Raw genomic sequence first — 15,081 nt, forward strand, 5'->3', positions numbered from 1 at the left:
GGCGAATAAAACTAGCTATGTGGGGAAAAGTGGGGTAAAGTGGTGTAATAGGGGGAGGGAGTGGAGCGAAATGTTCATGGGCGAATATCAACATAGCATCGATGACAAAGGCCGTCTTATTATTCCGTCCAAATTTCGTGAAGCGCTCGGCAGCTCCTTCGTTACAACTAGAGGCCTCGACAACTGTTTATTCGTGTATCCGATGAGTGAATGGCAAGTGATGGAGCAAAAGCTTAAATCATTGCCGCTTATGAAATCTGATGCGCGGGCATTTACACGTTTTTTCTTCTCCGGAGCGACTGAATGCGAGCTCGACAAACAGGGAAGGGTAAATATACCTTCGCATTTGCGCGATTACGCCAAGCTGGACAAAGATTGCATGGTGCTTGGAGTATCGGGCAGAGTGGAAATTTGGAGCAAGGAAACGTGGGACAGCTACTACAAGCAGTCTGAAGAAGCATTTAATGACATTGCAGAGAAGCTGGTAGATTTTGATTTTAACTTCTAGGCTGATCGACATAATTTAGGAGGACCAAAGCATGTTTCAGCATACAACAGTATTATTGGAGGAAGCGGTCGAGGGGCTGAATATAAAGCCTGACGGTATTTATGTAGACTGCACACTGGGCGGAGCGGGGCATAGCGAGCTTATCTTATCCCGGCTTGGAGCAGGGGGCAGGCTGATCGCCTTCGATCAGGATGATCTGGCGCTGAACAATGCGAGGGTTAGATTGGCATCTTATATGGATAAAGTAACGCTCGTCAGAAGCAATTTCAGGTATTTGCAGGAGCAGCTGCTGCAGTGCGGCGTTCCGGTTCGTGACGGCCTGCCGCAAGTGGACGGCATCTTATTTGATCTTGGCGTATCCAGCCCTCAGCTGGACGAAGCGGAAAGAGGCTTCAGCTATCATCAGGATGCTCCGCTTGATATGCGAATGGATCAGGAAGGCGATCTCACCGCCTATGAAATCGTCAACGAGTGGGATGAACGGGAAATAGCAATTATTTTGGATCGTTATGCAGAAGAAAAATTTGCGCGTTCGATTGCTAAATCCATCGTCAAGCATAGAAGCGAAGCACCAATTAAAAGCACAAGCGAGCTTGCTGAAATCGTGAAAAATGCCATTCCGGCCGCTACGCGCAGAACAGGTCCGCATCCGGCCCGCCGTTCATTCCAAGCATTCCGTATCGCAGTCAATGACGAGCTTGGCGCAGAAGAGGATGCGCTGGAGCAAGCGGTGAAATGTGTTGCACCAGGAGGAAGGATATCTGTTATAACCTTCCACTCCCTGGAGGATCGCGTTTGTAAGCAAATATTTGCAAAATATTTAGAGAAGTGTACTTGCCCGCCTGATTTCCCGCTTTGTGTTTGCGGCAATAAAGGATTGTTGAAATTAGTCAATCGCAAGCCAATCTTGCCATCTGAAGAGGAGATTGAACATAATGCGCGGGCCAGGTCAGCTAAGCTGAGAGTCGCACAAAAATTATAAGGGGGATTGAGGATGGCATACGTCAACGGTAACTTGGCATTGCAGCCAAAAAGAAAAGAAAATGATCAGGAAGAAGTATATCGCGAGACGAGGAAGGTCGTCGTAAAACGCAAATCATTGCCAGTAGGGGAGAAGCTGCTGTATTTATTCACGATAGTGCTGTGTGTAACCGTGGCGGCTGTCATCATTTTCCGTTATACGCAAATTTATGATATGAATATGAATATGAAAAAGCTGAATACACAGTATCAAACTTTAAATGTAGAGATGGAAGAGCTGAAGCGTCAGGTGGAAATGCTGAGCGATCCTGAGCGGATCCGCAAAATGGCTGAGATGCAGGGGATGGCAACGAAGCTTGATGGAATCAACGTGAAAACGAGCAGCTCTGGCGATGCTGTGAAATCCGCAATGCGTGAATAGGGTGAAGGCTTATGCTGAAAAAAATTAAAGTTCGTACATTGTTGTTTGGAGGGATCATGACCCTCCTTTTTCTCGTACTTATCGGCAGAATCTTTTATGTGCAGGTTGTAGTTGGCGCTCAGTGGTATGATATCGCCAAATCGAGATGGTCAGGATCAGACATTTTTAAAGCAAAAAGGGGAGAAATTACGGATCGGGATGGAAATATGCTGGCAATGGATACGATTGCCTACAATGTATTGTTAAATCCTAAAGCGATTAATGAGGCGGGTATTGCCAATGAGGTTGCGGAAAAACTGCATGAGCTGCTTGATCGGCCAAAAGAAGAACTGATGGAGCAAATTACGGCAAAAAAGGATGACGGTACATATTTCGTCCAGCGCGAGCTCCGCAAGGGCGGCTGGCAAATTGATAAGGCTGTAGCCGATGAGATTAAAGCCTTCAGCAATGAGCTGAAGGAACGTTTTAAAAAAGAAAAGAAGCTGCTTAGCAGTGGAATTGAATTGCAGGAAACGCTGAAGCGTTATTATCCGAGGCATTATCTTGCTTCTCATTTGGTTGGCTACATTACGCTGGACCGCGAAACAAAAACAGGCATTGAATCTTATTTTGATAAGCAGCTGACAGGTGAAGACGGCTATATCAAATATCTGAAGGATGGTCAGCGCGTACAGCTGGCCCAAGGCGATGTGGAGTATAAGGAAGCAAAAAATGGAAATCGCATTAAGCTGACGATAGATAACGATATTCAGCATTATGCCGAAGAGGCGCTGCGTAAAATCGGCGAAGAATACTCTCCAAAAAGTGCGACCGCCATTGCAGTTGATCCTAACACGATGGAAATTTTGGCGATGGCTAATATTCCTGAATACGATCCTAATGAATACTGGAAAGGCGATTATGCCAGCTACTATAATCATGCCGTGCGCTCGCTTTATGAGCCAGGCTCAACCTTTAAAATTATGACACTGGCAGCAGCAGTCGAAGAAGGTGTATTTGATCCGGAGGAAATGTACAAATCCGGACAAATAAAAGTGCCCGGACGAGTGATTCGCGAGCATAATAAAGTAGGCTGGGGAACGATCTCTTTTCTCGACGGACTGAAGTACTCTAGTAACGTCGCTTTTGTAAAGCTAGGCTTTGAGCGTCTTGGCAAAGAGGTGCTGAGAGATTATTATTCGCGGTTCGGCTTTGGCCAGAAGACTGGTGTTGAGCTGGGCGGGGAATTGGCTGGTACGATTGATTTCCACTGGCCGGGCGATGTTGCATCGGCAACATTTGGTCAAGGGGTCGTACAGGTTACCCCGCTTCAGCAGGTAGCAGCAGTAGCTGCGGTCGCCAATGGCGGCAAGCTCTACAAGCCGCAAATCATTAAAGAAGTTACAGATGTAGCAACAAACACAACTACCGTAAGAGAGCCTGAATTTATCCGTCAAGTTATATCGGAGGAAACATCGCGCCAGGTAGGCGAATATTTGGAGCAGGTTGTATCTGATCAGGATAAAGGAACAGGGAAAAACGCATACATTGAAGGCTACCGTGTTGCCGGAAAGACAGGTACGGCTCAGAAGTCAATAAATGGCAAGTACTCTGCCAATAAATATGTGGTATCATTTATTGGCTATGCGCCTGTAGAGGATCCAAAAATTGTCGTCTATGTCGTGGTGGATGAGCCGAATAATCCGATGGTGGGCGGCGGTAAAGTTGCAGCGCCGGCATTTAAGGAAATTGTGCTTAAGAGCCTTCGCAAGATGGGCGTTCAGCAGCAGTGGACTACGAATGAGCAAACAGAAGGCGATAAAAAGGAAGCAAGAGTGATTGTGCCTGACGTTACGAAGATGAAGGTCGGCTTTGCCAAGGAAGAGCTGAAAGGCCAAGCGATGAGCTTCGAAATCGTAGGCAACGGCTCGACAGTCATCAAGCAGATTCCAGCTGCCAAATCGTCTGTTCATCCGACACAAAAAATTTATTTAATTACAGAGCAAGAGCAAAATTTAGCAGTCCCTGATTTAACTGGCGTTTCATTGAGAGATTCTTTGGAAATTACATCGATTATAGGCGTGAAGCTTTCAGCAGAGGGGCAAGGCTATGTCGTTTCGCAGAAGCTTACGGAGCAGGGCGGCGTGCGTCAGCTAAAAGTTATATTAGCTCCGCCAGTCGGTTCGGAAGCTTATGAAAGCTACGTGCCTCCAGAAGAAGATGCTGAAGCTGACGAAGAAGAAACGGATCAATCCGATGAAGAAAATGCGGATGGGCAAAGCGGGCAAGCAGACTCATCCGCTGCTAACAATAATGGCTAGGCTTTATCGTTTTGCAATTTCATGTAACGTTATAGCTATGGCTTTGCAGATACTCTGCAGAGCCTAGCTTGTTCTATCCGTCCATTTCGCTGAATAAACTGAAATGAGCATATGTACATGCTCTGTTGAAGTAAGCAGGCGGAGGGGACGAGCGATGAAGGTGTCTAATGTGACGGTGCGACGCCGTTTATTTTCGATCATCTTGCTGGCAGGAATTGCTTTTGCTGCATTAATTGGACGTTTGGCTTATGTGCAGCTGTGGCAGGGTGAAGAATTGTCTGAAAAGGCTGAGGATTCATGGAGACGCAATATACCGTATGTAGCCAAGCGGGGAGAAATATGGGATCGCAACGGCGTGCAGCTGGCATACAATGTAAGCTCGCCGACAGTTTGGGCGATTCCTGTTCAAGTGAAAGACAAGGAAGCAGCAGCAAAGGCGTTAGCCGTTCCTTTGGGCATGACGGAGGAAAAGCTGCTCGAAAAAATTAAAACGAAAAAAATGCTCGTACAGCTTGGGCCTGGAGGGCGCAAGATTACGCTTGAAAAAGCTGCTGAAATTAAAGCCTTGCAGCTGCCGGGTATAATTGTAGCTGAGGATAATAAACGGTTTTATCCATATGGAAGCCTTGGGGCCCATGTGCTCGGCTTTACAGGCATCGACAATCAGGGCTTGACGGGCATTGAATCGAAGTATAATAAAGAATTAAGCGGCATCCCCGGCAATATATCGTTTTTGTCTGATGCAGCCGGGCGCCAGATGCCGAATTCAACCGATGTTTATGTCGAGCCTAAGGAAGGCTTGACGATGCAGCTAACGCTGGATAAAAATATACAGAGCATTATGGAGCGAGAGCTCGATCTGGCGATGACGCAGCTGCAAGCCGACAATATTATAGCTATTGCCATGAACCCGAATACGGGAGAAGTGCTTGGCATGGCAAGCCGGCCAACCTATGAGCCGGCAAATTATAAAGAGGTGCCGCAGGAGGTTTACAATCGAAACTTGCCGATCTGGATGACCTATGAGCCAGGCTCAACTTTCAAAATTATTACGCTGGCAGCTGCATTGGAGGAAAAGAAGGTTAATCTGAAACACGAGCATTTCTTTGATCCCGGCGCAGTAGAAATCGGTGGCGCTAGATTGCGCTGCTGGAAGAAGGGCGGCCATGGCAGCCAAACGTTTTTGGAAGTCGTTGAAAACTCTTGCAACCCTGGCTTCGTGGCCTTGGGCAATCGTCTAGGAAAAGATAAGCTGTTCCAATATATTAAAGATTTCGGCTTTGGTCAAAAGACGGGTATTGATATTAACGGCGAGGAAAACGGCATATTGTTTAAGCTTAGCCAGGTTGGCCCGGTAGAGCTCGCGACGACTGCATTCGGACAAGGCGTCTCCGTTACTCCGATTCAACAGGTCGCAGCAGTGTCGGCTGCCATAAATGGCGGCACTTTATATAAGCCTTATGTGGTCAAGTCCTGGATTAACAGGGAGACGGGCGAGACGGTGCAGGAGGTGGAGCCGGAGCCGGTCAGAACGGTAGTATCCGAGGAAACCTCCAAGCAAGTAAGAGAGGCGCTGGAAAGCGTCGTTGCCAAGGGCACAGGGCGAAATGCATTCATAGATGGATATCGTGTAGGCGGAAAAACAGGAACAGCTCAAAAGGTAGTAGGCGGACGCTACTCTCCAAATGAGCATATCGTATCCTTTATCGGGTTTGCTCCGGCAGATGATCCGCAAATTGTCGTTTATGTCGCTGTTGATAATCCGCAGGGCATCCAGTTTGGCGGACTGGTCGCTGCGCCGATTGTGCGAAATATAATGGAAGATTCATTGGAAATATTGGAAGTGCCTAAGCGCAAGGATCAAATCGAGCGTCAATATCGTTACGGAGAGACACCTATGGTTACCGTGCCGAATTTAATAGGGAAATCAGCGATGGATATTTACGAGGATATGAATATGAATTTGTATTTGGCGTCAGCAGGATCAGGCAAAGTAGTCGTAAGGCAGGCGCCAGCTGCAGGAGAAAGAGTAGAAAGAGGATCTGTCATTCGAATATATCTCGGTGACGAGGATGATCTATCAGCCTCACCATAACCGATAGGTTATTAACCCGATTGCTCATAGCGGCATATAGTATCCCGTTAGAGTAATTGAGGGAGGCTTGAAGCAGATGCGTCTATTTGAAATTACGAAGCTGCTTATTACGGCTAGGCTGATTGGTGACGGCAATGTTGCATTTCATGGCATGGACAATGACTCGCGTACAATTGCTGCAGGCATGTTATATGTTTGCGTGAGAGGGTATGCGGCAGACGGGCATCAATTTGCAGGCGAAGCGGTTGCCAAGGGAGCGGTCGCGATCGTAGCCGAACGGGAATTGGATTGTGCGGTGCCGCAGATCATCGTTAAGGACAGCACGCACGCGATGGCTATTATCGCCTCTGCCCTGCACGGCAGACCGAGCGAGAAGATGAAAGTCATTGGAGTTACAGGCACAAATGGCAAAACGACTACAACATATTTGATTGAACAGCTGCTAACTGCACATAATAAAAAAACGGGAGTTATTGGCACGATTGAGATGCGCTATGACAACCGCTCCTATCCGATGCAAAGAACCACTCCTCTGTCGCTGGAGCTGCAGCGCTGTCTCGGAGCTATGCGGGACGCAGGTACGGAGTTTTGCGCCATGGAGGTATCGTCGCATGCTTTGGAGCAGGGCAGAGTGATCGGCTGTCATTTTCGAACGGCTATATTTACGAATTTGACGCAGGATCATTTAGATTTTCATGGAACGATGGAGCGATATCAAGATGCGAAGGGGCTTTTCTTCTCCAGGCTGGGCAACGGCATAAGCCGGTTTCCGAGGCAGCGGTCCTATGCAGTGCTGAACGCTGATGATGAAGCTTCACATAAGTTTGCCAAGCTGACCTCGGCGGAGGTTGTTACGTATGGGATAGAGAATAAGGCTGATGTGAGCGCAAGCTTGATGTCTATGAACAATAGCGGCTCTGTCTTCAAGCTGAATAGCTTTAAAGGCGACGTGATTATTCATTTGCCTCTGGCAGGTAAATTCAATGTTTACAACGCCCTGGCGGCTATTGCAGCGGCTTTGATTGAAGGGGTGGAGCTGGCGGTAATCAAGCAGGCCCTCGAGCAAATAGACGGTGTTCCAGGCAGAGTAGAGCGAATTGACGAGGGACAGCCGTTTGCGGTTTTAGTCGATTATGCCCATACGCCGGACGGATTGAAAAATGTGCTGGAGGCTGTGCATGAATTCGCCAAAGGCAAAGTTATTACCGTATTTGGCTGCGGAGGCGATCGTGATCGCAAGAAACGCCCTTTGATGGGCAAAATAGCAGCAAGCTATTCCGATGCCGTTCTCATAACTTCAGATAATCCAAGAAGTGAAAATGCTATGGATATTATGAAAGATATAGAAATAGGCTGTAAAGAGGCGGGATTTACGAATCAGCAGTATAAGCTGGTGGAGGATCGCAGAGAAGCGATAAAAATTGCGGTTGAAATGGCAAGCCCATCGGATGTAGTATTGATTGCGGGGAAAGGTCATGAGACGTATCAGTTAATAGATGGCATTTCCTATCCATTCGACGACCGATTAGTAGCGAAAGAAGCGATAAGGGGATTATAACATTGATAAATCGTACACTTAAACAAGTCGCAGAAATGTGCGGCGGCAACAGCAAGGGCGTTGATCCCGGCTTAACTATACATGGAGCTGTTACAGACTCGCGCAATGCGAAGCCGGGTCAGCTATTCATACCATTAATCGGTGAGCGTTTTGACGGTCATCACTATGCGGAGCAGGCAATCGCTGGCGGAGCGGTTGCCATGCTTTGGCAGGCCGATCACGAGGTTCCGAGCGAGCTTCAGCATGTTCCCAGAGTGCTTGTCAAAAATACACTTGCGGCGCTGCAGCAGCTTGCCAAGGCTTATCGCAGCGAGCTTGTCGTCCGGGTTGTAGGTATTACGGGCAGCAATGGAAAAACAACAACGAAGGATTTGACGGCTGCCGTGCTGGGTACGGTTTATAAGGTACATAAAACAGAAGGCAATTTGAATAATGAAATCGGCTTGCCGCTAACCGTTTTGCAGCTTGAAGAGGATACGGAGGTAGCTGTGCTGGAAATGGGCATGAGCGGCTTTGGCGAGATCGAGTTGCTGACGCAAATTGCTCAGCCTGATGCTGCAATTATTACTAATATAGGTGAATCGCATATGCTGCAGCTTGGTTCCAGAGCCGGCATTGCAAAGGCCAAGCTGGAAATAACAAGCGGCTTAAGCGAGCAGGGGCTGCTTCTGTTCAACGGCGATGAGCCGCTTCTGCATGAGGAGATTGCCCGCACCGCCATTCCGTCTGGCGTAACGGTTCGCACATTCGGGCTGTCTGATCGAAATGATTGGTCAGCAGAACAAATCAAGCTGTATACAGAAGGTTCATCCTTTATAGCGAAATATAATGGAGAAGCAAGCAGTCTCGGCGAGCTGCAATTGAAAACCCCGGGCATACATAATATTAGCAATGCGCTTGGCGTCATCGCGGTTGCCAGATTTTTTGGCGTACCTGCCCACAAAATCGCTGAAGGTCTGCTTCAAGCAAATTTAACCGGCATGCGAATCGAGCCGTCCACGGCCTTTAACGGTGCAAAGCTATTGAATGATTGCTATAATGCCAGCCCTACATCTGTTCGCGCGGCATTAGATCTGGTTGCCAGCGTGGAAGGGTACAGCCATAAATGGATTGTGCTCGGCGATATGCTGGAGCTGGGCGAGGAAGAAGCGCAAATGCACGAGGAGATTGGCAAACATGCCGCTTTGGGCGGAGCCACTGCAGTGCTTGCGTATGGGGAATTGTCACGTCATATTTACGAGGGTGCAAAAGCCGTCATGGAGCAGACGGGCAAGGGAGAAGCACATTATTTTGATACGAAGGATGAGCTGTCCAAGTGGCTGATAGGCCGCATCCAGGAGGACGACATCGTACTCGTCAAAGGCTCGCGCGGCATGCAGATGGAACAGATTGTAAGTCAATTGGAGAAGGGGTGAGCATATGGATATGATGGTCATGTTGTTTTCGCTCGGCGTTTCTTTTTTAATAGCAGTCATTCTAGGGCCATTACTAATTCCAATGCTTCGCCGCTTGAAGTTTGGCCAGCAAATACGTGACGACGGGCCGCAAAGCCATTTGAAGAAAAGCGGTACCCCGACGATGGGCGGCATTATTATTATGCTTGCCGCAACGATAGCGTTTTTAAGATTTGCAGACAAAACACCGCAATTTTGGATTTTGCTTATTGCATCGCTTGGTTTTGGACTAGTAGGATTTTTGGATGATTACATTAAAATTGTATTTAAGCGTTCTTTGGGGCTTACCGCCAAGCAAAAGCTGCTAGGTCAATTAATATTTTCCGTCATTGTATGTGTGCTTTTGTATAATATGAATCATAGTACAGAAATTTTTCTGCCTGGTACGAGCTGGTCGTTTGATTTGGGCTGGGTTTATTATCCGTTTGTTGTCATTATTATGTTTGCTGCCAGCAACTCAGTTAATTTCACGGATGGGGTTGACGGCTTATTGGCTGGAACAAGCGCAATCGCGTTTGGCGCTTTTGCCATTATTGCTCTGCAGGTTTCAGCGCATGAATCCGCCGTCTTTTCGGCAGCTATGATCGGCGGCGTTTTAGGCTTTCTAGTGTATAATGCGCATCCTGCCAAAGTGTTTATGGGCGATATGGGCTCGCTTGGGATCGGGGGAGGCATTGCTGCAGTTGCCATTCTTACGAAAACAGAGCTGCTGCTTATTCTGATCGGCGGAATTTTCGTACTAGAGATGCTCAGCGTTATATTACAGGTGGCATCCTTTAAGCTGAGAGGAAAACGCATATTCAAAATGAGTCCGATTCATCATCACTTTGAGCTGAGCGGCTGGTCGGAGTGGAAGGTAGTTTCAGTATTTTGGTCAGTAGGACTATTGCTGGCAGCGCTCGGCCTATTAATTTCATTAAAATAATTTTAAGAGTATGAAAGCGGCCGTATTTGCGAGCCGCTTCGCTCTATCCATAGAGAGGATTGACTATATGAATCAACCAGCAGCATATCGTGATCGCCAGGTTATCGTGCTAGGCATGGCGCGCAGCGGTGTCAGTGTCGCCAAGCTTTTCCATAAAGCCGGTGCAAACGTCATTGTAAATGATAAAAAAGAACGTGAACTTTGTCCCGAAGCGGCAGAATTAGACGCTTTGGGCATTTCTGTGATTTGCGGATACCATCCGGACGATCTTGTAACAGAACAAACTGCGTTGCTCATTAAAAATCCCGGCATTCCTTACAGTGCACTGCCAGTTGTGCAGGCGGAGGCTCTCGGCATACCTGTTATTACGGAGGTAGAGGCGGCGTATTGGATATCACCCGCACCAATCATCGGCATTACCGGCTCCAATGGCAAGACGACGACAACGACGATTGTCGGAGAGCTGCTGCAAGCAGCAGGACTGTCGCCGATCGTAGCCGGCAATATCGGCAGGCCGCTATGCGAGGCTGCTGCAGAGGCGAATGAACGGCAGTGGGTTGTTGCAGAGCTAAGCAGCTTCCAGCTAAAAGGAACGAAGCAATTCCGGCCGTCCATTGGCGCTCTGCTTAATTTGGCAGAGACTCATCTCGATTATCATGGCGGGATGGACGATTATGCCGCTTCGAAGGCCAAGTTGTTTGCCAACCAGACAAGCGGCGATGTAGCAGTATGGAATTGGGATGACGAGCTTTGCAGGCAATTGACGGCAGGCCTGCCTTCCCGAGCTCTGCCCTTTTCACTATATTCCGTGCTTGAGCAAGGAGTATATGTCGATCCGCCGTTTCTTAAAGGGGAACAAAGCGATAAGGAGCATTTCATTGTGTATCGCTGCGCCAGTAAGCAGGAAGAGCCTTTCGTGCTGATGCCAACGAGCGAGCTGGGCCTCCCGGGCAGACATAATGTAGCCAATGCTCTGGCTGCGATCGCTATTTGTATCGCTGCAGGCGCTGAGCCAGCGCAACTTGCGGAGCCGCTTCGCGTATTTAAAGGTGTGGAGCATCGGCTAGAATATGTAAGAGAATATAACGGCGTGAAATTTTATAATGATTCCAAGGCTACGAATCCAATGGCGACTATGATGTCCGTTTCTTCACTGCAGGAGCCGATCGTGCTGATTGCCGGCGGTCTTGATCGCGGTTCTGATTATATGGAGCTGCTGCCATTGTTTAGAGACAGGCTCAAAGGGCTAGTCGTGCTTGGAGAGACGGGAGAGAAGCTGGCGGCTGTTGCGAAGCAGGCAGGTTTAACTAAGGTCGAAATCGTCGAACCTGTGGAGGACGCCGAAGCTGTTCTCCGGCAGGCGACTTTGCAGGCGGCAGCGCTGGCAGAGCCGGGAGACGCAGTACTGCTTTCCCCTGCTTGCGCAAGCTGGGATATGTTTGATTCATTCGAGCAGAGAGGGAGCATTTTTAAAAAATCGGCGCATACCTTGTAGTAGGGGGCCTGTCCCTACTTTCCAGCTAAGAGGTGTGTTTGATTATGGCTAAAGCTAGATCTGCCCCGGATGTATACCTGCTCTTGTCGATTATTTTCATTCTCGTAATTGGACTGATAATGGTATACAGCGCTAGCGCAGTATTAGGTTTTCATCAATTTGGCGATCGTTTTTATTTTGTCAAACGGCAAGTATTATTTGCTGCCTTAGGCATTGGTGCGTTAATATTTACTATGAATATTCACTATTCCCATTGGAAGAAATGGGCGCCCTTGCTGCTCGTAACTTGCTTCGGCTTGCTTGTGCTCGTCTTGATTCCTGGAATCGGCGTTGTACGCGGCGGAGCGCGGAGCTGGCTTGGCATCAGCTCATTTGGCATCCAGCCTTCAGAATTTATGAAGCTGGCGATGATCTTGTTTCTTTCAAAGTGGCTGTCAGAAAAACAGCAGACGATCACACAATTTACGAAGGGGCTAATGCCGCCGCTGGGCTTGGTCGGCCTTGCCTTTGGCCTGATCATGCTGCAGCCTGATCTCGGCACTGGCGCTGTCATGGTAGGAGCTTCCTTACTGCTCATTTATACCGCAGGTGCACGACTCGCTCATCTGGGGGGATTGGCCATGCTTGGCGTCGCCGGCTTGGTCGGGCTCATTCTTGCTGCGCCTTACCGCCTGCAGCGCATAACATCGTTTTTGGATCCTTGGGCTGATCCGCTGGGCGGCGGTTATCAAATTATTCAATCCTTATTCGCAATCGGGCCGGGGGGCCTGGTCGGGCTTGGGCTCGGAATGAGCCGGCAAAAATTTAGTTATTTGCCAGAGCCGCAGACTGATTTTATTTTTTCTATATTGGCCGAGGAGCTTGGTTTTATTGGCGGAGCAGCGCTGATTTTATTATTCCTTGCTGTGATTTGGCGTGGCATTCGTACAGCTATTGCAGCTCCTGATACGTTCGGAAGTCTGCTTGCCACAGGCATAACAAGCATTATAGGCGTTCAGGTACTTATTAATATTGGCGTTGTAATCGGCATGATGCCAGTAACAGGCATTACTTTACCGCTAGTCAGCTATGGCGGCTCATCCTTAACGCTTCTATTGACAGCGTTAGGCATTTTGCTGAATATATCCCGTTATTCGAGGTGAATTTCATATGCGTATCGTTCTAACCGGTGGAGGAACCGGCGGCCATATATATCCTGCAATTGCTGTAGGCAAGTATTTGGCTGAGCAAAATCCGGATACAAAGCTTTTATATATTGGAACAACGCGCGGTCTCGAGAGCAAGGTCGTTCCTGAGCATGCCATTGACTTTGAAGCGATAGAAATTACAGGCTTTCGCCGTTCTTTATCGCTTGAAAATTTCAAAACGATTATGCGATTTTTTAAAGGGGTCAAGCGCTCCAAGCAGCTGCTGAAGGAGTTTGAGGCCGATGCAGTAGTCGGAACTGGCGGCTATGTTTGCGGACCGGTCGTTTACGCAGCCGCTAAGCTTGGCATACCTACTTTTATCCACGAACAGAACGCCATTCCAGGCTTGACTAATAAATTTTTATCTCAATACGCAAGCGCAGTCGGGGTCAGTTTTGAACAGTCCTTAACGCAGTTTCCGAAAGCAAAGCGCATTGATTACACAGGCAATCCATGCGCAACCAATGTGCTGAGCACCAGGAAAGGTGAAGGGCTTTTGTCATTAGGTCTGGCCCGCGATAAGAAGCTTGTGCTGATGGTGGGCGGAAGCCGGGGGGCGAGGGCGTTTAACGATGCCATGCTGGAGCTTGGAAGCAAGCTGGACCGCTTTCGGGACTATCATTTTTTATTCGTAACTGGCGAGCTTTATTATGAATCTACAATAGCTAAACTCAAAGAATCAGGCATACTTGCTGCTAGAAACCTGACGGTTACGCCTTATCTGCATAATATGGCGGCGGTATTGCGTGATTCCGTGCTGGCCATTAGCCGGTCAGGCGCCTCCTCACTTGCCGAAATGTCTGCGCTTGGCTTGCCGTCTATACTGATTCCTTCTCCCAATGTAACCAATAATCATCAGGAAGCTAACGCCCGTTCATTCGTCGAAGCCGGAGCTGCAGAAATGATTTTGGAGAAGGATTTGACAGGGGATAGCCTGCTTGAGCAGCTAACGGAATTGCTTAAAAGCGAGGATAAGCTTGCCCGTATGGCAGAAGCCTCTAAACGTCTTGCCGTGCCCGATTCTGCGCAGCGTATAGTAAAGGTGCTGCAATCGATTGAAAAATAGAACAGATAGGCGATTGTCACACAAAGATTATCAGGGGCATATGATACCCTATACTCGTGACCGTCTACCAAGCAACAATCATTACCGGATTAACATAGGCAACAGGCAAGGCGCCATGGACGATTGCTGCGAATGACGTAAGGATACAGCGTATAAGGAGGCAGAACCAGATGGAAGCATTTATAGCGGAAATAGAAGGAGCCAATGTCGGAAAATTGCTCTTCAACGAACCGCTTTCAAACTATACGACATGGAAAATTGGCGGACCAGCGGATTTGATGATTGTTCCAGACAGCAAAGAAAATTTAATAAGGACCATCAGCTTGCTCAGCAAGCACGATGTTCCATGGATCAGTCTTGGCCGCGGGTCTAATATGCTGGTAAGCGATAAAGGCATTCGCGGCGTAGTGATTAAACCTGGGAAGGGACTCGACTACATGCGTATCGACGGTACGCAGGTGACCGCAGGGGCTTCCTATTCATTCATTAAGCTTTCCGTGCTGGCGGGCAAGGGGGGCTTGACAGGGCTGGAGTTCGCTGGAGGCATACCAGGAGCGGTCGGTGGAGCTGTCTATATGAATGCGGGTGCACATGGTTCGGATGTGTCACGAATTTTCAAGTCGGCTGACATTGTACTGGAAACAGGAGAATTGGTGCGTTACAGCAAGGAAGACATGCGCTTTTCTTATCGGCATTCTATTTTGCACGAGCAAAAAGGAATGGTAGTTGAAGCTAGCTTTGAACTGTCAGAGGGCAACAGAGAGGAAATTGCGAAAGCGATGGCTGCTCATAAAAAACGGAGATTGGATACGCAGCCCTTGCAGCTAGCGGTTGCAGGAAGCGTGTTCCGAAATCCGCCTAATGATTATGCGGCTCGATTAATAGAGTCGGCTCAGCTCAAAGGCCTTATGATCGGTGGCGCACAAGTATCTACGCAGCATGCCAATTTTATTGTAAACACCGGGCAAGCGACAGCTGAAGATGTTCTCGCCCTCATGTCCCATATTCAAAGCACGATTAATGAGCGCTTCGGCGTTCAATTAGTGCCAGAGGTATTGGTGGTGGGTGAGCGGTAATTCGGAGGTGATACA

At 48.4% G+C, this 15,081-nt stretch carries 12 protein-coding genes; all 12 read left to right on the plus strand.

Annotated elements, in window-relative coordinates:
* Positions 1 to 70: 70 nt before the first annotated feature.
* Positions 71 to 508: a division/cell wall cluster transcriptional repressor MraZ gene (gene mraZ / locus ACRRU2_RS01160; RefSeq protein WP_331699306.1), complete on the plus strand. Its 438-nt coding sequence runs from the start codon at positions 71 to 73 to the stop codon at positions 506 to 508.
* A 31-nt stretch (positions 509 to 539) separates the two neighbouring features.
* Positions 540 to 1,490 carry a 16S rRNA (cytosine(1402)-N(4))-methyltransferase RsmH gene (gene rsmH / locus ACRRU2_RS01165; RefSeq protein ID WP_432499701.1) on the plus strand — a complete coding sequence of 317 codons (951 nt, stop codon included), beginning with the start codon at positions 540 to 542 and terminating at the stop codon, positions 1,488 to 1,490.
* A 12-nt stretch (positions 1,491 to 1,502) separates the two neighbouring features.
* Positions 1,503 to 1,910 (plus strand): cell division protein FtsL, encoded by a 408-nt coding sequence (ftsL, locus tag ACRRU2_RS01170; protein WP_331699308.1) that lies wholly within the window; start codon positions 1,503 to 1,505, stop codon positions 1,908 to 1,910.
* An 11-nt stretch (positions 1,911 to 1,921) separates the two neighbouring features.
* Positions 1,922 to 4,210, plus strand: coding sequence for a penicillin-binding transpeptidase domain-containing protein (locus tag ACRRU2_RS01175; RefSeq protein WP_432499702.1), 2,289 nt, complete (start codon positions 1,922 to 1,924; stop codon positions 4,208 to 4,210).
* 154 nt (positions 4,211 to 4,364) lie between these two features.
* On the plus strand, positions 4,365 to 6,305 hold the full coding sequence (locus ACRRU2_RS01180) for a stage V sporulation protein D (RefSeq protein WP_432499703.1): 1,941 nt from the start codon (positions 4,365 to 4,367) through the stop codon (positions 6,303 to 6,305).
* A 76-nt stretch (positions 6,306 to 6,381) separates the two neighbouring features.
* The gene (locus tag ACRRU2_RS01185; RefSeq protein ID WP_432499704.1) at positions 6,382 to 7,863 is read left to right on the plus strand and encodes a UDP-N-acetylmuramoyl-L-alanyl-D-glutamate--2,6-diaminopimelate ligase; all 1,482 of its coding nucleotides are present in this window, start codon (positions 6,382 to 6,384) and stop codon (positions 7,861 to 7,863) included.
* Between the two features lie 5 nt (positions 7,864 to 7,868).
* A complete protein-coding gene (locus tag ACRRU2_RS01190) occupies positions 7,869 to 9,278 on the plus strand; it encodes a UDP-N-acetylmuramoyl-tripeptide--D-alanyl-D-alanine ligase (protein ID WP_432499844.1) in 1,410 nt (469 codons plus the stop codon).
* A gap of 4 nt (positions 9,279 to 9,282) precedes the next feature.
* Entirely contained in the window at positions 9,283 to 10,242 is a 960-nt protein-coding gene (mraY, locus tag ACRRU2_RS01195) for a phospho-N-acetylmuramoyl-pentapeptide-transferase (RefSeq protein WP_432499705.1), read from the plus strand.
* Between the two features lie 67 nt (positions 10,243 to 10,309).
* Positions 10,310 to 11,737 (plus strand): UDP-N-acetylmuramoyl-L-alanine--D-glutamate ligase, encoded by a 1,428-nt coding sequence (gene murD, locus ACRRU2_RS01200; protein ID WP_432499706.1) that lies wholly within the window; start codon positions 10,310 to 10,312, stop codon positions 11,735 to 11,737.
* Positions 11,738 to 11,781: 44 nt separating this feature from the next.
* A complete protein-coding gene (gene spoVE, locus ACRRU2_RS01205) occupies positions 11,782 to 12,879 on the plus strand; it encodes a stage V sporulation protein E (protein WP_432499707.1) in 1,098 nt (365 codons plus the stop codon).
* 7 nt (positions 12,880 to 12,886) lie between these two features.
* Positions 12,887 to 13,990, plus strand: coding sequence for an undecaprenyldiphospho-muramoylpentapeptide beta-N-acetylglucosaminyltransferase (gene murG, locus ACRRU2_RS01210; protein ID WP_432499708.1), 1,104 nt, complete (start codon positions 12,887 to 12,889; stop codon positions 13,988 to 13,990).
* 170 nt (positions 13,991 to 14,160) lie between these two features.
* Positions 14,161 to 15,066, plus strand: a complete 906-nt coding sequence (gene murB, locus ACRRU2_RS01215) for a UDP-N-acetylmuramate dehydrogenase (protein ID WP_331699316.1) — start codon at positions 14,161 to 14,163, stop codon at positions 15,064 to 15,066.
* Positions 15,067 to 15,081: the final 15 nt, after the last annotated feature.

This window comes from Paenibacillus sp. GXUN7292, assembly GCF_050864975.1.
In the GTDB taxonomy this organism is placed as follows: domain Bacteria; phylum Bacillota; class Bacilli; order Paenibacillales; family Paenibacillaceae; genus Pristimantibacillus.

What these genes read in the sequence shown, in the direction of transcription:
- mraZ (WP_331699306.1), top strand. Translation starts at nt 71, where the DNA reads ATGTTCATGGGCGAATATCAACATAGCATCGATGACAAAGGCCGTCTT.
- rsmH (WP_432499701.1), top strand. Translation starts at nt 540, where the DNA reads ATGTTTCAGCATACAACAGTATTATTGGAGGAAGCGGTCGAGGGGCTG.
- ftsL (WP_331699308.1), top strand. Translation starts at nt 1,503, where the DNA reads ATGGCATACGTCAACGGTAACTTGGCATTGCAGCCAAAAAGAAAAGAA.
- ACRRU2_RS01175 (WP_432499702.1), top strand. Translation starts at nt 1,922, where the DNA reads ATGCTGAAAAAAATTAAAGTTCGTACATTGTTGTTTGGAGGGATCATG.
- ACRRU2_RS01180 (WP_432499703.1), top strand. Translation starts at nt 4,365, where the DNA reads ATGAAGGTGTCTAATGTGACGGTGCGACGCCGTTTATTTTCGATCATC.
- ACRRU2_RS01185 (WP_432499704.1), top strand. Translation starts at nt 6,382, where the DNA reads ATGCGTCTATTTGAAATTACGAAGCTGCTTATTACGGCTAGGCTGATT.
- mraY (WP_432499705.1), top strand. Translation starts at nt 9,283, where the DNA reads ATGGATATGATGGTCATGTTGTTTTCGCTCGGCGTTTCTTTTTTAATA.
- murD (WP_432499706.1), top strand. Translation starts at nt 10,310, where the DNA reads ATGAATCAACCAGCAGCATATCGTGATCGCCAGGTTATCGTGCTAGGC.
- spoVE (WP_432499707.1), top strand. Translation starts at nt 11,782, where the DNA reads ATGGCTAAAGCTAGATCTGCCCCGGATGTATACCTGCTCTTGTCGATT.
- murG (WP_432499708.1), top strand. Translation starts at nt 12,887, where the DNA reads ATGCGTATCGTTCTAACCGGTGGAGGAACCGGCGGCCATATATATCCT.
- murB (WP_331699316.1), top strand. Translation starts at nt 14,161, where the DNA reads ATGGAAGCATTTATAGCGGAAATAGAAGGAGCCAATGTCGGAAAATTG.